Annotated in this window: 19 protein-coding genes; 10 read left to right on the forward strand and 9 right to left on the reverse strand. The window is 34.0% G+C overall.

Going from position 1 to position 20,816, the window contains the following annotated elements:
- Positions 1 to 308: 308 nt before the first annotated feature.
- A complete protein-coding gene (locus ICJ84_RS11095) occupies positions 309 to 2,327 on the reverse strand; it encodes a putative porin (RefSeq protein WP_241748746.1) in 2,019 nt (672 codons plus the stop codon).
- A 375-nt stretch (positions 2,328 to 2,702) separates the two neighbouring features.
- On the opposite strand from ICJ84_RS11095, the gene ICJ84_RS11100 reads away from it, so the two are divergent.
- The 4 genes from ICJ84_RS11100 (at position 2,703) to ppk2 (ending at position 7,806) form a co-directional block, all read left to right on the forward strand.
- Positions 2,703 to 3,302: a ribonuclease HII gene (locus ICJ84_RS11100; RefSeq protein ID WP_188216481.1), complete on the forward strand. Its 600-nt coding sequence runs from the start codon at positions 2,703 to 2,705 to the stop codon at positions 3,300 to 3,302.
- A gap of 71 nt (positions 3,303 to 3,373) precedes the next feature.
- A complete protein-coding gene (locus ICJ84_RS11105) occupies positions 3,374 to 5,809 on the forward strand; it encodes a ribonuclease HII (protein WP_188216482.1) in 2,436 nt (811 codons plus the stop codon).
- A gap of 85 nt (positions 5,810 to 5,894) precedes the next feature.
- Positions 5,895 to 6,944, forward strand: a complete 1,050-nt coding sequence (locus tag ICJ84_RS11110) for a nucleoid-associated protein (protein ID WP_188216483.1) — start codon at positions 5,895 to 5,897, stop codon at positions 6,942 to 6,944.
- 61 nt (positions 6,945 to 7,005) lie between these two features.
- Positions 7,006 to 7,806, forward strand: coding sequence for a polyphosphate kinase 2 (gene ppk2 / locus ICJ84_RS11115; protein WP_188216484.1), 801 nt, complete (start codon positions 7,006 to 7,008; stop codon positions 7,804 to 7,806).
- Between the two features lie 64 nt (positions 7,807 to 7,870).
- Here the strand turns inward: ppk2 and ICJ84_RS11120 are convergent, their stop codons facing one another.
- Together ICJ84_RS11120 and ICJ84_RS11125 are read right to left on the reverse strand one after the other, a co-directional pair.
- On the reverse strand, positions 7,871 to 8,281 hold the full coding sequence (locus ICJ84_RS11120; RefSeq protein ID WP_188216485.1) for a hypothetical protein: 411 nt from the start codon (positions 8,279 to 8,281) through the stop codon (positions 7,871 to 7,873).
- A gap of 28 nt (positions 8,282 to 8,309) precedes the next feature.
- Complete coding sequence (locus tag ICJ84_RS11125; RefSeq protein WP_188216486.1) at positions 8,310 to 9,077, reverse strand: OmpA family protein; 768 nt, start codon at positions 9,075 to 9,077, stop codon at positions 8,310 to 8,312.
- 188 nt (positions 9,078 to 9,265) lie between these two features.
- Between ICJ84_RS11125 and ICJ84_RS11130 the strand changes: the two genes are divergently transcribed.
- Entirely contained in the window at positions 9,266 to 10,234 is a 969-nt protein-coding gene (locus ICJ84_RS11130; protein ID WP_188216487.1) for a bile acid:sodium symporter family protein, read from the forward strand.
- Here the strand turns inward: ICJ84_RS11130 and lipB are convergent.
- Positions 10,231 to 10,929 carry a lipoyl(octanoyl) transferase LipB gene (gene lipB, locus ICJ84_RS11135; protein WP_188216488.1) on the reverse strand — a complete coding sequence of 233 codons (699 nt, stop codon included), beginning with the start codon at positions 10,927 to 10,929 and terminating at the stop codon, positions 10,231 to 10,233. The two genes, ICJ84_RS11130 and lipB, sit on opposite strands and share 4 nt — an antisense overlap.
- 55 nt (positions 10,930 to 10,984) lie before the next feature.
- On the reverse strand, positions 10,985 to 11,143 hold the full coding sequence (locus tag ICJ84_RS11140) for a YqaE/Pmp3 family membrane protein (RefSeq protein WP_188216489.1): 159 nt from the start codon (positions 11,141 to 11,143) through the stop codon (positions 10,985 to 10,987).
- A 232-nt stretch (positions 11,144 to 11,375) separates the two neighbouring features.
- Here ICJ84_RS11140 and lysS point away from each other — a divergent pair, with 232 nt between their 5' ends.
- The 3 genes from lysS (at position 11,376) to ICJ84_RS11155 (ending at position 16,412) form a co-directional block, all read left to right on the forward strand.
- Positions 11,376 to 13,073: a lysine--tRNA ligase gene (gene lysS, locus ICJ84_RS11145; protein WP_188216490.1), complete on the forward strand. Its 1,698-nt coding sequence runs from the start codon at positions 11,376 to 11,378 to the stop codon at positions 13,071 to 13,073.
- Between the two features lie 54 nt (positions 13,074 to 13,127).
- Entirely contained in the window at positions 13,128 to 15,188 is a 2,061-nt protein-coding gene (locus tag ICJ84_RS11150; protein WP_188216491.1) for an ATP-binding protein, read from the forward strand.
- A 744-nt stretch (positions 15,189 to 15,932) separates the two neighbouring features.
- On the forward strand, positions 15,933 to 16,412 hold the full coding sequence (locus ICJ84_RS11155) for a DUF4890 domain-containing protein (RefSeq protein WP_188216492.1): 480 nt from the start codon (positions 15,933 to 15,935) through the stop codon (positions 16,410 to 16,412).
- A gap of 73 nt (positions 16,413 to 16,485) precedes the next feature.
- Here the strand turns inward: ICJ84_RS11155 and hemL are convergent, their stop codons facing one another.
- Genes hemL through ICJ84_RS11175 form a run of 4 tightly spaced genes read right to left on the reverse strand, consistent with a single transcriptional unit; the run spans position 16,486 to position 19,844 of the window.
- Complete coding sequence (hemL, locus tag ICJ84_RS11160; protein ID WP_188216493.1) at positions 16,486 to 17,772, reverse strand: glutamate-1-semialdehyde 2,1-aminomutase; 1,287 nt, start codon at positions 17,770 to 17,772, stop codon at positions 16,486 to 16,488.
- Positions 17,773 to 17,786: 14 nt separating this feature from the next.
- A complete protein-coding gene (locus ICJ84_RS11165) occupies positions 17,787 to 18,599 on the reverse strand; it encodes a glucosaminidase domain-containing protein (protein ID WP_188216494.1) in 813 nt (270 codons plus the stop codon).
- 2 nt (positions 18,600 to 18,601) lie between these two features.
- Entirely contained in the window at positions 18,602 to 19,516 is a 915-nt protein-coding gene (locus ICJ84_RS11170) for a 1-aminocyclopropane-1-carboxylate deaminase/D-cysteine desulfhydrase (RefSeq protein ID WP_188216495.1), read from the reverse strand.
- Entirely contained in the window at positions 19,488 to 19,844 is a 357-nt protein-coding gene (locus ICJ84_RS11175) for a hypothetical protein (protein WP_188216496.1), read from the reverse strand. The genes ICJ84_RS11170 and ICJ84_RS11175 overlap by 29 nt, the downstream gene beginning before the upstream one ends.
- A 67-nt stretch (positions 19,845 to 19,911) precedes the next feature.
- Here ICJ84_RS11175 and ICJ84_RS11180 point away from each other — a divergent pair, with 67 nt between their 5' ends.
- Complete coding sequence (locus ICJ84_RS11180; RefSeq protein ID WP_188216497.1) at positions 19,912 to 20,076, forward strand: DUF5522 domain-containing protein; 165 nt, start codon at positions 19,912 to 19,914, stop codon at positions 20,074 to 20,076.
- Between the two features lie 151 nt (positions 20,077 to 20,227).
- The gene (locus ICJ84_RS11185) at positions 20,228 to 20,797 is read left to right on the forward strand and encodes a DUF4136 domain-containing protein (RefSeq protein ID WP_188216498.1); all 570 of its coding nucleotides are present in this window, start codon (positions 20,228 to 20,230) and stop codon (positions 20,795 to 20,797) included.
- The last annotated feature ends 19 nt before the right edge of the window (positions 20,798 to 20,816 follow it).

Consider the following 20,816-nt stretch of genomic DNA (forward strand, 5'->3'; position numbering starts at 1 on the left):
TTTGAATTTGTTAAATGACGAATGGGTATTGAGTACTCCTGTGGGAGTTTTTAATGCCAAAACAGAACTTTACTATAATATATAAGGATGCTAATTATACTACTCCTAATATTATATAGGTATAGGTCCAACTCTTTATTCATTATAATCTTATTTAAACAAAAAGCTCTGATTAAAATAATTTTAATCAGAGCTTTTTGTTTGTATTAGGGATTGAGCGATATGTTTGAACTCTTTTTAGCAAAATAGTTTTGCAAAAAAAGTGAGTCGCGAAAGCGCGGTGGTTTATAAGTATAAACCAAATACCCTTATAAAAAGAAATTCCACACCACTCCAAAACGCACCGTAAAATCTCGATACGGATTGTTTGGCGCCGAATAATAATTGTAACCGGTAAACGCCGAATTGAAATGTTCCGCTTTAGCGTAGATTCTCGTTTGACGAATTTTTAAGTTAATAAAGAAATCTAACATCGGGAAATCGCCATACTCCCTGGTGTTCTGGACGTAAAACTCAGAAATTAACGGATTGTAAGCATTCATATAATAACTCGTAAAATATTTCAGCGTTACACCTGTTTGCATATACAATGCCTTATTGAACATATGTGACGAAAAATACAAGGTATTGCGCGTTGTGAAATCTGGCACATTCATTACACCTTCGGCATTTTCATTTTGATATAATATAGTATTGTTTAACGCAAACTTGCCAAGTCGTAATTCATTTTCAAACTTTACACGCAAATAATTAATAGTTCCTCCATATTGAAAAGGACGCACCTGCAATGTGGCATCATCTTGTGCAAAATACACAAAGTCTGTTATGGTAGCATAGTCGACACTAACATTTGCCAGTTGCTTATACTTTATTTGAAACGCTAATTGTTGCGTTTGTATATTACTAAAATTATTCTGCCAGTTGTAATTGATGTAATCGCTTTGGTTTAATAAGGTATTGAAGTTTGGTGCTTTTGAACTGTGATTAATAGTTGCGCTTGCAAACACATCATCATTTAATTTAAATGCAGTTGTTCCTTTTATATAGTTACCATCGAACTCTCCTGCAATGTTCACACCAAGTTCTCCAGACAAATCGAATCCTTTATATTGTTTATGATATTTACCTCCCGCAGAAAACACATCCCCCTTCAACCTATTGGTAATTGTTTCTCCATTTAATACCACCAACTTATTGTAACCATAATTATAATTGGAGTTACTTATGTTAAATTGCAAATCTCCTATTATATTGTTACTGTAATTTAAATGCAATTGATTATACAAACTCTCTAGTGTATTTCGGTCTTTTAAACCAGAACTAACAAAAGCATCTCCAAAATAATCACTGCTCGCGGTTTGACTGTACTCATTATATTTATCTTCAAACGATAATATATGACCTAAGCTTAAATGATTTTTATCTAAAGAATCGTTTTTCTGAACAATACTATAGGCATGATCTAAATAAAAACGCTTTCCTTTTAACATCGTTTCGGCATTTTCAAAATTCACTTCGAAAATAGAACGATCTAAATGATCTTCTTCACCGGTTTCAAAATACTCCACATTATCATCACGAATTCCTGCATTTTCCTGATTGTAAATATCCTGAGTAACGATATGTGCTTTAGCTATATAACGTCTGTTTTTGGTTTGATAATTTGTTGTAAATCTAAAATTACCTGTACTTGCTAAAATATGCTGATATTTCCCTAACGAACGCAACCCCTTGTAAGCAATTGAAAAGTTAAGTTGTGGCGAGGTATTTATCGAGAAAAACGAATCGGCTAACTGCCCCTGCTCGAAAGCTGTTTTAAAAAACAACTCGGTAAGTGGCGTTGGCACGCGGTAGTAGTAAATATCTTCAACTTCCATATAATTGAAATGCTTACCCAACGCACCAAAACTTGGCATTAGCTTCGTATTTTGAAAATTGTAAGTTAAACTATTATACGTTTGTCCCATGTTTGAAAATGGCATCACACCAAAATCATCCTTACGCAAATAATTAAACTTGTATTCTTTTTTTATGCTTAAAGTGGTATCGACATATGTCGTATCGTTATCATGTGAGATAATAAGATAGTCGGTAATTTTAGCTAAATCTTTAGGCGATTGTTTCGTAGAATCTTTGACCTCTGCAACACCTAATTCCCGACTAATTCTACTTGGCTTTTTCTGAGCCAAAACCAAATGACACTGAAACAATACAAGGCATAAAATAGTTACTTTAACTGAAAATATATTTTTACGTGTTTCTTTAGTATTAGATGTCATTCGCATACGCAACGCCGATTTACTTAACGCTGTTTTTGTTATACCCATTTGTATCATTCAATTTTTCGGAACAAAAGTAATTATTTGAACGTTAAGAGTTGGTAAATATTTTAAATAAACAAAGCCAACATGCGTAATGCTGGCTTTGTTTTAAAATATTAATCATCTTAACTAATTAAGATGAAATCAAAAAATTTATTTGAGTTAGTCTTTAACAAACATCATAATATTATCTTAAATAAACAAATAATCATACTAAAAATTTTCATACAAAATCACAAAAAACCACCTATTCTTTTATTTATTTCCAAACAAAAAGGCTTTACATTGAGATATTCACATATAAAACTCAAAAAGAAAAACCGGCAGGATTCTGTATAAATTCTGATTATGTTATAGATTTGACCAGATTTTATATTGAACATGTTATTATTAAACCATTCCGATTTTATTTTAGAATGCGGTACCGATGAAGCCGGTCGTGGTTGTTTGGCTGGTCCGGTTACTGCGGCAGCGGTCATTTTGCCGAAAAATTTTAAAAACACCATTCTTACCGATTCGAAACAGTTAAGCGAAAATAAAAGAGATTTATTAAAACCTATTATTGAAGCGGAAGCGTTAAGTTTTGGGGTTTCGCATATATATCAAGAAGAAATCGACGAGATTAATATTCTTAATGCATCCATTCTGGCAATGCATAAATCTATAGAACAATTATCACCCGCTCCGGAATTCATAATTGTTGATGGCAACAAGTTTAAACCATTTCTGGATATTCCCTACGAAACCATAGTTAAAGGTGATGGTAAATATTTGAGTATTGCAGCGGCATCAATTCTTGCAAAAACTTACCGCGATGAATACATGAACCGAATTCATGAAGAATTCCCTATGTACAACTGGGAAAAGAACAAAGGCTACCCCACCAAAGAACATCGTGAAGCGATCAAAAAATATGGAGTAACAAAGTACCACCGCAAATCGTTTAAGTTATTACCCGACCAATTAAAATTAGATCTTTAACACATTATAATACACGCTTTTTACACCCTATAAAATGAAAAATATGTAGGTTTGTATAAATTAATTCATATATGAGATTTTTTTGTTTTTCCCTTTTACTATTACTTACTTTTAGTTGCTCAAACACCAAAACAAATCGCGTACAACTCATTGATTTTATTCCGAAAAACACGTCGGTTGTTTTAAAAACATCCAATTTTGAAAGTTTAAAAAGCAGCATTAACAATAGTGATTTACTGCAAAAATTCTCAAAGACAAAAACTTACACAGCTTTTGAAAATCGTTTGGAGAGCATCAGTCTTCTTAAACCAAAAGGCGACTTGTTAGTTTGTTTTTGCAACACCATAAAAGACAGTTTAGAATTCACAGTTATTACAAAATACCATAAGCAATTAGTAAAAACCGATTCGTTAACTAATTATACTGAAGAAACACTAACATACAAAAACCGTAAAATTACCAAGTCGACATTTAACAAATGCATCTTATACAGCACAGTTATAGACAGCATGTTTATTGCATCGTCTTCTAAAACTATTATTGATGCTGTTTTCGATAATGATAGAATTCCCAACACCGAATTAGAAAAAATTTACAATACCACCAGTAACGACCGTACTTTATCTGCTTTAATAAAAGCCGATAATCCGGTTTTACAATCTTTTTTCTTAGAAGACACACTAACATTGAAAGCATTTACCAATTATCTGGCACTAGATATAGATGTAAGCCAAAACGAAACTTATATTAATGGTATCACCAAAGCTAACGATTCAACGGAAAGTTTAATTAATATTTTCAAGAATACGATTGCTCAGGAAAACCAAACTCAAAACATCACGCCTTCAAATGCTGATGGTTTTTTAAGCTTTACTTTTAGAAATTTCGAAAACCTGAAAACTAATTTGCAGACTTATAAAAAGCAAGACTCCATTGGTAATACTACTGAACTTTTCAACAATATTGTTGAAATTGGCGTCATTTATCAGGATGACGACCGAGCGATTATTTTAAATTCCATTGACGTTATCGCAACTGAAGATGCGCTTATTAGTGAACAAAATACTATAGACACCTTTAGAGAACTTGATATTTACAGTTTTAGTACGCCTGAATTATTCAGCAATACCTTTTCACCTTTAGTTACCTTTAACAAGGCTACTAAATATTGTATTCTGGACAACTACTTCGTGTTTGCAGACAACTTAGAACTTCTGCAAAGCATCATCACCAATTACCAAAACAAAACAACATTAAACGAAAAAGACTTTTTTATTCAGGCCAAAGAACAACTTGTTGATGCGTCTTCTTTAATGTTTGTGGCAAATCCCTCAACTTTAAAGCAGGTTATTTCTAAAAATTTCAACGAAGCCCTTAACATTAATCTGGATAGTTATAACATCTCGGCGCTTCAGTTTATCTACGACAACAATTTTGCTCATGTGAATGGCATTATAAGAAAAGGAAAAGCTAGAGCGGAAGAAAATGCGGTTTCAGAAGAATTGAACATCAAATTGGATAACGACATTTTAAACAATCCACAGTTTGTTAAAAACCACATTACCGGTGAAAAGGAAATCGTCGTTCAGGACATCAAAAACAATCTGTATTTAATTTCTAATAAAGGAAAAATCCTTTGGAAAAAACAACTTCAAGGAGCTGTTTTAGGAAATATTGAACAAATTGACATTTACAAAAACGGAAGACTTCAGTTAGCATTCGCTACACCAAACCATGTGTATGTTATCGATCGAAACGGAAAAGATGTGAGTCCGTTTCCTATGAAATTCAACGATAAAATTACCCAGCCACTGGCAGTTTTCGACTATGACAAAAATAAAAATTACCGATTACTGGTTACCCAGGGTAAACATGTATTAATGTATAACGACGAAGCCAAAGTTGTAAAGGGCTTCACCTTTAAAGCAGCCGATAACACGATTATTACCACACCAAAACATTTCCGAATAGGTTCTAAAGATTATATCATTATCAAAACATCCGATAAACTTTATATTTTAGACCGTACAGGAAAAACGCGAGTAACCCCTAAAACCGGCTACGCGTATTCTAACGAACCGGTTTTTGAATACAACAATACGTTTACCACTACAGGAGTTAATGGTCATTTGATTTCGATTGACATTAAAGGTAATGTGGCTTCAAGGAACCTAAACCTTTCGGAAAAACATGCCATTACCACCTCAACCAAGACATTGGTGGCACAAAGTGAAAACAAGTTAACCATAAAGAATAAAACCATAGAATTAGATTACGGTAATTACACTGAGCCGGGATTCTTCTATTTAAATGACAAAATTTATATCTCCATTACTGATACACAAACGCATAAAGCGTATCTATTCGATAGCCAGGCGAAATTATTGCCAAACTTTCCGGTATATGGCAACTCCCCTATTCAGTTAGATAATATTAATAAGGACAGAAATTTAGAATTTGTAACCAAAGGTGAAAGCAACTCCTTATTATTATATCAATTAAACTAAGAGTTTTATTTTATCAAAATTTCATCGAAACACGCTTTGAAGTCAAAGAAGTTTCAATAGTATTGCACTATTAATTTACAGCATCATGATTACAAGAAAAAACGCGTCAATATCAAAATTCATAATACATAAAGTTGGCAATAAATTCAACAATACTAAAAATGCCTTATCAGAAAAATTAGTGGAATTTGACGAAGCGAGCTATGAATTAATGATGCCGTTTTTATTACGTCCTTTTGGAAGTGTGGTTCAAAGCTATCGTTTTAATCATCACGCCAATATTAGCCTGAACGAGATTAACTCGTATTCGGCACAAATATTTAGTGATGAAGACGCTTTTGTGGAAGTTTCAAAACATATTGTAACCCATTTGTTTGAACAATCAACCTCAGCCAATATTAAAACCGGCGACGTATTAGTCGTCATGTTTGAAGGCATTGAATACAACGAAATCACCACGAATGCCCTTGGTATTTTCAAAATTGAAAATAAAGTTAATTTCTTTCAGACCTATCTGGAAAACAACAACTACGATGTATTGGTACAAAAAGGAATTAGCAGTAAAAAAGTAGATAAAGGCTGTTTAATCTTAAACCAAAGCGACACCGAAGGCAATATAATTTTAACGGTCGATAATAACAATTACGATGCGCAGTACTGGATTAATCAGTTTTTAAATATTAAATATGCTGATGATGCCAACAACCACACGCAGCAATACATCGATTTATGCAAAGATTTTTCTGAAGAAGTTTTAAAACCAACTTACGGCGCTCAAGAAAAAAATGCTTTTTTAGCAAAAACCATAGACTTCTTTAAAGAAAATGAAGTAGTCAATGTCGAGCGTTTTAAAGACGAACTTTTTGAAGAAGACAAATACAAAACTGAATTTGATGATTATAAAAAGACTTTTGAAAGCGAACAAAACTTAGTCTTGAGAAATCAGTTTGATGTTTCAGAACGCGTGGTAACCAAAGAAAAGAAAAAGATTAAAACCGATATAAAACTCGACACGCATTTCTCAATAAAAGTAGATATTGATGCTCCTGATGCTTCGATTGATTATTTGGAACGCGGTTACGACGAAGAGAAAAAAATGCACTATTACAAAGTATTTTTTAACCAAGAAAGTTAACACTATATGCTTCTTTAGCGGTTTACAAGAATAACTTTCATTTTTTTATTAACTTGTAAGAATGAAAACTTCCAACAAACCGACATCGAAAGTGAAAAAATTTAATTACGAATTAGAACTCGCCAAATTACACACCGAGCTAGTTCATCTTCAAGAATGGGTAAAAACCCAAGGACTAAAAGTTGTTATTGTTTTTGAAGGCCGTGATGCTTCAGGAAAAGGAGGCACAATAAAGCGGTTTACAGAGCCCTTGAATCCGCGCGTATGTAAAGTTGTGGCATTAGGTGTTCCAACCGAAAAAGAAAAAACACAGTGGTATTTTCAAAGGTACACCCAGTATTTGCCGGCTGCCGGTGAGATTATACTTTTCGATAGAAGTTGGTACAACCGTGCAGGCGTTGAAAAAGTGATGGGCTTCTGCACCGAAGAAGAATATAACGAATTTTTACGATCCTGTCCTGAATTTGAACGCATGTTAGTGCGCAGCGGTATTATTCTGTTAAAATACTGGTTTTCGGTGAGCGATGCCGAACAGGAACGACGCTTTAAAAACCGAATTTCAAATCCGTTAAAACACTGGAAATTCAGCCCCATGGATCTAGAATCCAGATCGCGATGGTTAGAATATTCTAAAGCTAAAGACACTATGTTTGCACATACCGATACCAAACAAGTGCCCTGGTTTGTGGTTAACTCAGACAACAAAAAGAAAGCCCGATTAAATTGCATTAGTCATGTATTGAATCAGATTCCTTATAAACATATGAAAATAGAACCTATTGAGTTGCCTGAATTACCTGATTATAAAAGCTATGTACGACCACCCATGTATTACCAGACATTCATTCCTGAGAAGTATTAAGTTTTATAATAAAAAAAGCACCCAATACATATTGAGCGCTTTTTTATTTTTGAGCTGGAAGGCATTAAACACCACCTTTTAAAACATCCTGCCATTTTTTAAGTTCATCCCACTCTCCTAGCTCAGCCAGTTTTGCCTGTGCTGGCCAGGTATTAGTCATTCCTCTATGGGTAATAAATGCCGGGCCTGCTTCAACTAACATATCTTCAAGAAATTTTTTTGAAGTGTTTGATAACTGTCTGTAACTAATAATACCCTTTTTGTTTAATAAGCCTTCAATTTTAGGACCAACCCCTTCTACTTTAGTCAAATCCTGCTTCACGTAAGCTTCAGACGAAGATACCCCTCCTGAAATTTGTTTTAAAATCCAGCCAATTATTAAACCTAAGATAAAGGCTGCCAAAAGCCATAAAAACCAAGACCAAAAAACATCTGATCCATCGCAAGCTGTTGTATTTATTTGTAATAATTTCATAATATTCTTTAAATGTTAAGTTAATTTTTTATTCCATTATGTGTATTGCTACTCGTCTATTCATTTGCTTATTTTCGGGCGTATCGTTTGGACGAAGCGGTTCTGTTTCTCCTTTACTTTCAACCGTAACTTTACTTTCTTCTACACCTAAACTAGTTAAATGAGTTTTATATTCAATAGCTCTTTTTAGTCCCAAATCTTCGTTATACAACGATGGCCCGTCACTATCTGTATGACCAACTATTAATATTTTATCTCCTGATTCTATTAAGAAAGAAGACAACTCGTTAAAATATGCTACGACAGCTTCGTTAGTAACCTCTTTATCTGAATCGTATTTATAAAACACAAAAGTTCGATCTAAATGCTCAATAATATCATCATTACGTGTTACCCACTTATACTTTAACTCATGTAGCATATTAAGTTTGGTATCTTCACAATCTCCTGCAAATCGAGCATCGATAATAACCTCTTCAGAAGGCAATTCAGAAAACAATAGCTTAACCTTTTCTGCTCGATTAATACCATCCTGTTCGCTTTCCGCAGTAAAATAAGGACCAACGAGTAGTAACTTTTTGCCTTTGGTTCCATTATGTAAAATCTCCTGTTTCTTCTCAGGCCATAAATCGTTGGTAATGACTTCAGCTGAATTACAATCAAAAATTAAAGGCCCGTAACTAATTTCCGGTAGGGGTTCTGGACAACATACTACTGTTTCTTTATACCAACACCAGCTAAACCAAGCCAGAATAAGGAAAAGAATAAAGAGTAAGAGTACTAATATTTTTCTCATATTGTTAAGGTTTTAAAGTAAGTTAATGTATGAAAAATAATCGTAAAAATCTGATTTGCAAACAAATAAAAATCATCTTAAACTAAGAATTAACATTCAAATTACTTTTTGTTTAATCCTCAACTCTTTCTGTATTATTCTTACTTTTAGCGATTTAAATTGAATAATTAATTTGAACGTGTTCTCTAATGAAAATTGACCGTTTTGTTGTTGCTATTATTGTAACTATAGCCCTTGCCTATTTTTTTCCACAATTGGGAAGTAAAAACAGTAGCGTTCCGCTTGATTTGATTGGCAGTATAGGAATTTCATTTATTTTCTTTTTCTACGGACTGAAGTTAAGTCCGGAAAAAATAAAACACGGTCTTAAAAACTGGAAATTACATGTACTTATTCAATTAACAACCTTTTTACTTTTCCCTATTATTATAATTCTTTTTAAAGGTTTTATTAAAGTTGAAGAAGGTCAAATGCTCTGGTTATCGTTTTTATTTCTGGCTGCATTACCTTCTACCGTGTCATCTTCAGTGGTTATGGTATCGATGGCAAAAGGGAATATACCAGCAGCTATTTTTAATGCAAGTATTTCCGGATTAATTGGTATTGTCATTACACCGTTATGGATGGGATTATTTTCAAAATTTACAGCTACCGACTTTAATTTGGGTGAGATTTACATGAAATTACTTCTTGAAATTCTGGCTCCTGTTATTTTAGGTATTCTGCTTCAGAAGTACGGACAAACCTTTGTTAAAAAATACCAACACCAACTTCCGTTATTTGACAAATCGGTTATTTTATTAATCATCTACAAAAGTTATGCGCACTCTTTCGAAGATGGTGTTTTTAACTCTCTTAACCTTTTAGATTTATCGATGGTATTTACCGCTGTAGTTATACTATTTTACTCGGTTTATTTTTTAACCGGATTTCTATCGAAAAAACTAGGCTTTAATAAAGAAGATAAAATTACAGCTCAGTTCTGCGGAACTAAAAAATCGCTAGTGCATGGCACCGTATTTTCTAAAATATTATTCCCAAGCACCATGCCTTTAGGATTAATATTATTGCCGCTTATGTTATTTCACGCTCTACAGATATTCATCATTAGCATTATAGCTACAAAATTAGCTAAACGAGAAATTGTGACAACTTAAATAAATTCGGCTTCAAAAAGGGATTTAAAATGTTTTAAAAGATTATTTTTCACCTCGGTCTCATCAACATGAGCAACGCCCAGTTCAACGTTTAACGAAGTCACCGCTTTTCCTCGAATACCACAAGGAATAATATTATCGAAGTAACCTAAATCGGCATTCACATTTAAGGCAAATCCATGCATCGTTACCCATCTACTGGCACGAACACCCATTGCACATATTTTACGCGCAAACGGTGTACCCACATCTAACCACACCCCTGTTTCACCTTCACTTCGTTCTGCCTTTAAACCATATTCTTTCAGCGTTAGAATAATCATTTCTTCAAGAAATCGGAGGTACTTGTGGATATCGGTAAAGAAGTTGTCTAAATCTAAAATTGGGTAACCTACAATTTGTCCTGGACCATGATAGGTAATATCTCCTCCTCGGTTAATTTTGTAAAATGTCGCGCCTTTTTTAAATAATTCATCTTCGCCCAGCAACAGATTTGAAAAATCGCCACTTTTCCCCAAGGTATAAACATGAGGATGCTCTACAAACAAGAAGTAGTTATTGGTTTCGTCGGTAGTTTCTTCTCGCCTGTTCCTGATTTTAGAATCTACAATAGCTTTAAATAATTCCTCCTGATAATCCCAGGTTTCCTTATAATCTTTTAGTCCTAAATCCTGAAGTTGTACGCGCTTATTCATAGACTGCAAAATTAAGACAATTCGAGAAACAAAACGGGTTTATTAACCTGTTTAACTAGTTTTTAGGATTATTCAAAATAATCAGCGCCGCTATCACTCCAGGGACCCAGCCAAGACAAGTTAAAATAAAGACAATTAAAATAGAACCGCAACCTTTATCTAAAACAGCGAGGGGCGGACAAATGATAGACAGTAAAACTCTCCAGAAACTCATATTGATTTTATTTTTTTATTGATGCCTTTATGTGACGCAAAACTATAGTTTTTGTTACAAACCAGCATTGCAATTACTCTTACAATCATATTTTAATTTAGGAGGAAAATCGTAAATAACGAATAAAATCCACTTTGAGTAACGTCAAAAATTCACATATTATTACGTATGCTACCTTAATGATTATGTTTATCTTTGTGCCTTTAAAAAATTATACTCAGCATTTTAGAATATGTCGCAATTATCAGAGCAAGAACTTGTACGTAGAGAAAAATTAGTAAAATTACGCGAATTAGGCGTTAATCCGTACCCAGCAGATTTATATCCTGTAACGCATACATCGAAACAGATTAAAGAAGATTTTGAAGCTGATAAGAAGGTGGTTATTGCAGGGCGTTTAATGATGATTAAGGTACAGGGAAAAGCCAGTTTTGCAGAGTTACAAGATGCCGAAGGTAAGATACAAGTGTATTTTAACCGTGATGAAATTTGCCCGGGCGAAGACAAAGAAAAATACAACGAGCTATTTAAAAAACTTATCGATTTTGGTGACTTTGTAGGTATTGAAGGGGAATTATTTACTACTCAGGTTGGAGAAAAAACCGTTAAGGTAAAAGACTTCACTTTATTAAGTAAAGCCTTAAAACCGCTACCATTACCAAAAGAAAAAGACGGTAAAATTTACGATGCGTTTACAGACCCTGAACAACGTTACAGACAACGTTACGCCGATCTAGTGGTTAATCCGCAGGTAAAAGAAATATTTATTAAGCGTACCAAATTATTTAATGCTATGCGTTCGTTCTTTAACGACGCTGGTTACTTTGAAGTAGAAACACCGGTACTACAATCTATTCCTGGTGGAGCTGCTGCAAGACCTTTTGTTACGCACCACAACGCTTTAGACATTCCATTATACATGCGTATTGCCAACGAGCTTTATTTAAAAAGACTAATTGTTGGTGGTTTTGACGGGGTTTACGAGTTCTCGAAAAACTTCCGAAACGAAGGGATGGACAGAACACACAACCCGGAGTTTACAGCTATGGAAATCTATGTGTCTTACAAAGATTACAATTGGATGATGGATTTCTGTGAACGTTTATTAGAGCACTGTGCAATGGCAGTAAACGGTTCTACAAAAGCAAAATTTGGAGAACACGAAATCGACTTTAAAGCACCATACACCAGAGTAACCATGGCCGATTCTATAAAGCATTTCACTGGCTTTGATATTATTGGAAAAACCGAAGATGAAATTCGTGCCGCAGCTAAAGGTATGGGCATTGAGGTAGATGACACTATGGGTAAAGGAAAACTAATTGATGAAATTTTCGGTGAAAAATGTGAAGGGAACTACATCCAGCCAACCTTCATTACCGATTACCCTAAAGAAATGAGCCCATTGTGTAAAGAACACCGTGATAATCCGGATTTAACCGAACGTTTCGAGTTGATGGTTTGTGGTAAAGAAATTGCGAACGCGTATTCCGAACTTAACGATCCAATCGATCAGCGTGAGCGTTTTGAACACCAAATGGAATTAGCAAAAAAAGGTGACGATGAAGCTAACGGTGTTATTGATTACGACTTTTTACGTGCTTTAGAATATGGTATGCCTCCTACATCTGGTATGGGTATTGGTATGGACCGTTTAATAATGTTCTTAACCAACAATCAATCTATTCAGGAAGTATTATTCTTCCCGCAAATGAGACCTGAGAAAAAGACAGTAACCTTAAGCGATAACGAAAAAGCTATTTTCGAAGTTTTAAAAGCAAAGAAAAGCCTTCCGTTAAATGTTCTAAAAGAAGAAAGTGGTTTAAGCAATAAGGCCTGGGATAAAGGTATTAAAGCCTTAACAAAACACAAATTAGCTAATGTTATAAAAACCGATAGCGATTTAATAGTTGAACTTATAATTTCTTAAAACTTTTTTATATTTAGACCTAAGAAATTAAAAACATATAAATGGTGACGACTTATGATTAAAAAGATAAAAGTTCATTTAATTATAGCCGTCACCATTTTTTTTGGGCTTTCATTAGCCAAACTTTACATCTACAAAATCTCTAAAGACGAATATGAATCTGTTATTGATGAAGACCTTCAACATACAGGAGAACTCATCTCTAAAGAATTTGAAAACATCATCCGGTCTGATATTTCTCGTCTTGAAAATTTAAAAAGTAGATTGGAATTCACCAATGGTGACTATTTTAAAAATTGGGAACATGACGCCAATTTATTACTTGAACAGAATTCCTCTTTCAAATTTATTGAGTGGATTGATAGTTCAATGGTCATCAGGAAAATTTATCCAGAAAAGGAAAACAAGAAGGCACTTCTTCTTGATATTTCGACGATTGACTACAGACGAGAGGAATGGCTCTCACACTCCAAAACAGGAGCAACCAATATAACCTCCTGGTTAGATTTAAAACAATCGAGTAAAGCTTTTTTGGTTGATGTTCCTGTCTATTTCAATAACACCTTTCAGGGTACCATTACTGCCGGAATGGATTTCAAATATAATTTTGAGCGTTTGGCTAACCATTTAGAAAACCAGTATGTGATTGAGTTTTTTGATGACAAAGGCGTGCCTTTTTACCAGTTAAATCATTCTATAAAACTAAACAGTAAAACAGACCTGATTTACAGTAACAAACTTACTATCGATCCTCAAGATCAGCAAAACTGGCAATTAAACATATACCCTTCAAAAAATTTATTACTTGCTGAAGGCAATACCATTATTGATGTGGCCTTTGTTGTGGGTATCTTCCTTGCTTTTGTGCTCTCTCTATTAATATTCTTTTATCTGCAGGCGAAGAAGAGTAGCCGAGAAGCCATTGAATCTAACGAAACACTTATTAAACTCAACAAAACGCTAAAACAGGAAAAAGATCGGGCTAAAAAAGCATCTCAGGCAAAAACCGAATTTTTATCTAACATGAGTCATGAAATTCGAACGCCATTACATGCCATAATTGGTTTTATAGAACTCCTAAAAAGCGACAACTTAGAACCTACCCATAAAGAATATATAGATTTAATGGATAAATCCTCCAGTAATCTACTAGGCTTAGTAAATGATATTTTAGATTTCGATAAAATTGAATCGGGAAACACCGAACTTGAAGAAGTCACTTTTACACCTTTAAATAAAATTCAGAAACTACTTGAAGTTAATCAGTTTCTATTCGTTAAGAAAAATCTATACCTTAAAACAAACTTCAATAACGTCTCAGGAAGCACCGTTATTGGAGATTTAAATAAATTACTTCAGGTTATTAACAATCTGCTTAAAAACGCTTTAAAATTCACTAAAAACGGCGGAGTCACGTTTACCTATTCTGAAACAATTATTAAAGAACAACTCAAATTGGCAATAACTATTGAAGATACCGGAATTGGTATTCCGAAAGATAAACTTGACACCATTTTTAATAGATTCACCCAAATTGAAAACAGCATTAAGAAAGAGCATGAAGGAAGCGGACTTGGATTAGCCATCTGTAAAAATCTGGTTAAAATGATGGGAGGAGATATTATTGTGGAAAGTGAACATAACCAAGGCACAAAATTCACGGTTTCTTTTCTGTTTAACATTACAAAAAATACTGTTCCTAAACAGACTATCGATTTAAAGAAAAGCATTAATTCTGCCGATTTAAATGTCCTTATTGTTGACGACAACAACCTCAACATTATTGTACTTAAAAAATTCCTTCAGGATTTGGGAATTAACGCCGATACTGCTAATAATGGTAAAATAGCTTTAGAGCGCTTTAACGAAAAAAAATATCAGCTTATCTTCATGGATATCCATATGCCGGAAATGGACGGTTGGGAAGCTACAAGATATATTAGAGAAATTGATAAAGAGGTTATTATATTCGGCCTGTCGGCTAACGTTACTACCGAAGCTATTAACAAAGCTATTGAAAGCGGCATGAATAACTACCTAACCAAACCGTTTAAAAAAGAACGTTTGTATAAATTGCTGCAATTTCATTTTAACAACGAAAACCAACTGGTTTAATCTTAAAACCATTCCAATAAAAAAGCCCAGCAATTTTAAATTACTGGGCTTTCACAAACTAACCAACTAAACTTAATTTATTAACTAACTAATAACTTCAATATTAAAAAGTATGAATTTTTAACTTATGAGCATTACTTGTTTCAAATAAACTACGCTGCAAAGATTCAGCTTTTTTCCGATGTACTAAAGATATTTAGAAATGTTTAACACCAAAAAGATCAATTTTATATCTTCTTTAAGAGTAACCTATTGAAGTGTTAAAATTTTTAAGAAAAAAGTATTTTTAAATACCCTAAAATTAATATTAAAGCAACATAAACTTAACCTCAGAAGTTTCAAGTGTTCATAATTTTTAATAATACTACAATCAAAACTACACTTTACTTTATATTTTTCAAACTTAACAATACAACACAAAGTCAAAATACGAATATCTTAATTACTTATTTTAATACTCTCACATGTAAAAAACATCCTATTTCTCAATTTACATTCATCAAAAAAGCTTCAAATGAAATGTATATTTATTGATAGAAAGGCTTCATTCATTAAAGTAAAGACATACATTCTCTTCCTTAAACAGCGCATCTCTTCCAAAATCTATCGGCAATTTCACATCACTTCCCCCTGCTTTATCTCTATAACAAAAACAGAATCAACTGTTAAGAATCGTTAAATTTTAAATCTGCATTAAACCTTTTTATGTTTCATGAGTCGTAAAAGCAAATAAATCTATAAACGATGAAAAAAATTATAGCTATCGCAATTACTTTGATATCCCTTCAAGGTATTGCACAAGAGAGAAGACAATTTGCAGATCGTATGGATAGACCTCATAAAATGAGCAATCTTACACCTGAACAAGCCGCAACACTTAGAACTAAGCAAATGACCTTGCATTACGATTTAACAAAATCGCAGCAAGATGAAATATATAAACTCAATTTAGAAAACGCCAACACCAGAAAAGACATGATGATAGCTGTTAAAGCTAAAAAAGAATCTGGTGAATTCACAAAGCCTACTAGTGAAGAGCGTTACAAAATGATGAATGACCGCTTAGATCATCAAATAGCTGTAAAAACAAAGATGAAAAGTATTTTAACCAAAGAGCAATATGCTAAATGGGAAGACTCTCAGGCTAAAATGAAACAAAGAGGTCAAAAAATGAAAAAAGAAATGGCTCAAAGAAAATTTGAGAGCAAAAAAGATAGAAGATAATATAGTTTAGTTAGTTTTTGACTATAGTTTGGTTGGTTAGAAGCGCGTTTCGAATGAAACGCGCTTTTTTTATCTAAAGTGTCTTTGCTACTTTATTTACCGCATTGATGGTGAAATCTAAATCTTCATAAGTTAAAGCGTCGGTTATAAACCAGGTTTCAAAAGCACTTGGTGCAATATAAACACCTTCATTTAACAATCCGTGGAAGAACTTCTTAAACGTTTCGTTATTTCCTTTGGCTGCCGTTGTAAAATCAACCACAGGTGTTTCATCAAAATGCACAGAAATCATAGAACCAACACGGTTAATAGTGTATGTAATGTTGTTATCTGTTAAAACTTTATCAATACCTTTATGTAAATATGCTGTCTTCTCTTCCAGACGTGTAAAAATCTCAGGATCGGCATTCAATGCTCTTAACATCGCCAGACCAGCAGCCATTGCTAAAGGGTTTCCGCTTAATGTTCCGGCTTGATACACAGGTCCAATAGGTGCTAAATAATTCATGATTTCATTTCTGGCTGCAAAAGCTCCTACCGGAAGACCTCCTCCAATCACTTTTCCAAAACAAACGATATCTGCTTTAATTCCAAATAACTCCTGAGCACCTCCTTTAGCCAAACGGAAACCCGTCATAACCTCATCGAAAATCAACAAAATATTGTTTTCATCACAAAGCACTCTAAGCTTATTTAAAAAATCGTTTTGCGGCGGTACACAGCCCATATTTCCAGCTACAGGCTCTATAATAATACAAGCAATTTCGTTTGGGTTCGCTGCAATCAATTCCTTTACATTATCAATATCATTATAAGTTGCCAATAATGTATCCTTTGCGGTTCCTTGTGTTACTCCAGGACTGTTTGGTGTCCCAAAAGTACTGGCTCCACTACCCGCCTGGATTAAAAATGAATCGCTATGCCCATGATAACAACCGGCAAATTTTATAATCTTATCTTTTCCGGTGAATCCACGAGCCAGTCTAACAGCACTCATACAAGCTTCAGTTCCTGAATTAACAAATCGTATTTTATCAATATTTGGCACCATAGAAACGGCTAATTCGGCAATTTGCGTTTCAATTTCAGTTGGCATTCCAAAAGAGGTTCCTTTTTTAGCTTTTTCAACTACGGCATCAACAACCGGTTGATACGCGTGACCTAAAATCATAGGTCCCCAAGAATTTATATAGTCTATAAGTTTATTACCATCTTCATCATACAAATACGCGCCTTTAGCTTCTTTAGCGAAAAGTGGTGTTCCCCCAACACCTTTAAAAGCTCTTACCGGTGAATTCACCCCTCCGGGAATTACCTGTTCCGCCTCGGCAAATAATGCGCTACTGCGTTTATAAATCATATCTCTTTATTATTTTAATTTGTTGAAATCAGCAATTCCTGACCAATACTGATGTTAGTGCCGTTTAATCCGTTTAATCGCTGAATATTTTGCACCGAGGTATTATAACGTTTAGAAATAGAATACAAGGTATCTCCCTTACTTACGGTATGCACGGTATTATTATTTTGTATATCTTCTTTTGAATAATCAATACGTTCGTAAGCTGTTCCTAAAACTTCTTCGTCGTATTTATGTAAATCGTAACGTTCAATTAAACTGATTAATTTATCCGGATATTTTCTATCGGTAGCGTAACCCGCAGCTTTAAGTCCGCGAGCCCAGGCTTTATAATCGCCAGGTTTTTGTTTGAATAAATCGGCGTATCGTTTTCTCTCTGTTAGAAACAAGGAGTGATCTCTGAATGAATATTTTGCATCTATATATTTTCTGAAACATTCCTGATCTTTATCATCATCATGATAAATTCTGGCACCTGTCCACTCATGACATTTAATCCCAAAGTGGTTATTAGCCTCTACCGATAAACGACCATTTCCCGATCCAGACTCTAAAATACCTTGTGCTAAAGTGATACTCGCCGGAATGTTATACAATTGCATTTCGGTTTTTGCAATGTCTTTATAGGTGTCGATATATTTTTCGGTATCACTGGCATAAACTTTGGTTTCAACTGGTTTTGTCTCAACCGGCTTAGGTGTTTCACGTTCTTTAGCTATAACACGTTCGGTGGTAGGCCTTGTTCGTTTTGTTGTCGTAGCAACCTTTTTACTTTTACAACTTGTTAGTATAGCCAACAGACCTAATACAACCCAAAATTTATTCATTATTATATTTCTATTAATGGTAAACGTTTCTTTTTTAACACCTGATTCATTCCTGTAATACCCTGTAAACCTCCTGTGTGAATTGCCAGAATTTTAGAGCCTTCAGGAAAATAGCTTTTGCCAATTAAATCGTGAATTCCGAACATCATTTTTCCGGTATAAACAGGATCTAAAGACACCTGATATTGGTCTTTAAATTCGTTTATAAAATTCACTAATTCCTCATTTATTTTGGCATAACCTCCAAAATGATAATCGATTATCAATTCCCAATTACTTTTAGACACAAATTTACTAATATCTTCCTGTAAAAAATCACCTTTTAAAGCAGGAAATCCTAAAACTTGTTGACCGGGTTTTGAACAATTTATCAATCCGGAAATGGTACCTCCGGTTCCAACGGCACAACAAATATAATCGAACTCTTCATCCTCCTCGGTTAAAATTTCTTCGCAACCTTTTATGGCTAAGTCATTTGTTCCTCCTTCAGGCACTAAATAAAAGTTTCCAAATTTATTTTTTAACTTGTTAATAAATTCTTCCGAGGTCTTTTCTCTATACACGTCTCTGCTTACAAATTCAAACTGCATACCGCAAGCTTTCGCATAGCACAACGTAGCATTACTTTCAATTTTATCTTCCAGCTCCTCTCCTCGAATCACTCCTATCGTTTCAAAACCGAACAATTTTCCGGCCGAAGCGACCGCTGCAATATGATTAGAAAAAGCCCCGCCAAAAGTTAACAAGGTTTTTAATCCTAACCGATTCGCTTCAAGAATATTGTACTTCAGTTTTCTATATTTGTTCCCCGAAACAAATTCATGAATCCGGTCTTCTCGCTTTATAAACACCTCTATTCCCCTGCTATTAGGAATTTCAATTTTCTGATTAACGCTTTGATTTAGTTGAAATATCATGACGGCGAAGATACTTTAAAAAACTCCAAAATGGGCGACGGTTTAAATAATCTAAATCGGCTTCACAAACAAAAGCTTCCCTTTCAAATGAAATATTTTTATAAGCTAAATACCTGGTTTTGTACTGATAAAAACGGATTAAAAATTCAACACCATAAAGGACATAAAAAAACAAAATCAACAACTCTAATTGCTGTTTTAAATGAATTTTTTCATGATTCATAAACACCCTGTCTAACTTTAAATATCCATCTTTTATAAACACAAAAGGGAACAAGGTGATTCCTGAATAGCCTTTTGGAACCATGTATTTTGAAACTAATATCATATCAACCGTCTGTGAACATTATCAAAAATATTACAAATCTCATAAAATCTAGTACTTTTGCAGCGATATGAAGAAAATTATTCCCATTGAAGAAGGCGATTATTATCTAACCCCTGAAGGCTATCGCTGTTTTACCGAACAATACCACTTAAAACGTGGGTATTGTTGTGAAAGTGGTTGCAGACATTGCCCATATGGTTACAACACTAAAACCAATAAACAACAACGCTAACCTCTACCTTCTAAAAACCAATTACTTGGTACGATTCTTGATGCTTTTATATAATTAAACTGACATATAAGGTTGTGTTAAAACCCATACTTTATTTAAATTATTAGCTTTTAGTTTATTAAATTTACTATAACCATAAAAAAATTGCATCATGAAACATGTACTAAAAATTGTTCCGCTATTGGCTCTCCTCTTTATTGTGACTTCCTGTAGTTCTATTAAGGTGGCGACAGATTACGATAAAAATGCCAATTTTACAAGCTACAAAACCTTTGCGTTTTATAAAACAGGAATTGATAAAGCTGAAATTAACGATTTAGATAAACGCCGAATTTTACGTGCTATTGAAGCCGAACTACTAGCTAAAGGATTCACTAAATCTGATAACCCGGATTTACTGGTTAGTCTTTTTACGAAATCTAATCAGCGTGTCGATGTGTATAACAACGCTTGGGGCTACGGTGCCTGGGGTTGGGGCGGTTGGGGTCCTTATGGTGCTGGTTTCGGTCCGGGTTGGGGCTGGGGATGGAATCAACCTACAGCAACAACCAGTACAGAAGGTGTTTTATATATTGATTTGATTGATGCTGCTAAAAAAGAACTGGTTTGGCAAGGTATGGGCACCGGATACTTAACACAGAATATGGAAAAGAAAGAAGCTCTCATAAAAGAGTTTGTAGCCGAAATATTAGCTGAATACCCTCCAGGATCAAAAAAATAATTATTATTAAAAAAGCAAC

Origin of the sequence: Aestuariibaculum suncheonense (assembly GCF_014596935.1) — a bacterium.
GTDB classification, from domain to species: domain Bacteria; phylum Bacteroidota; class Bacteroidia; order Flavobacteriales; family Flavobacteriaceae; genus Aestuariibaculum; species Aestuariibaculum suncheonense.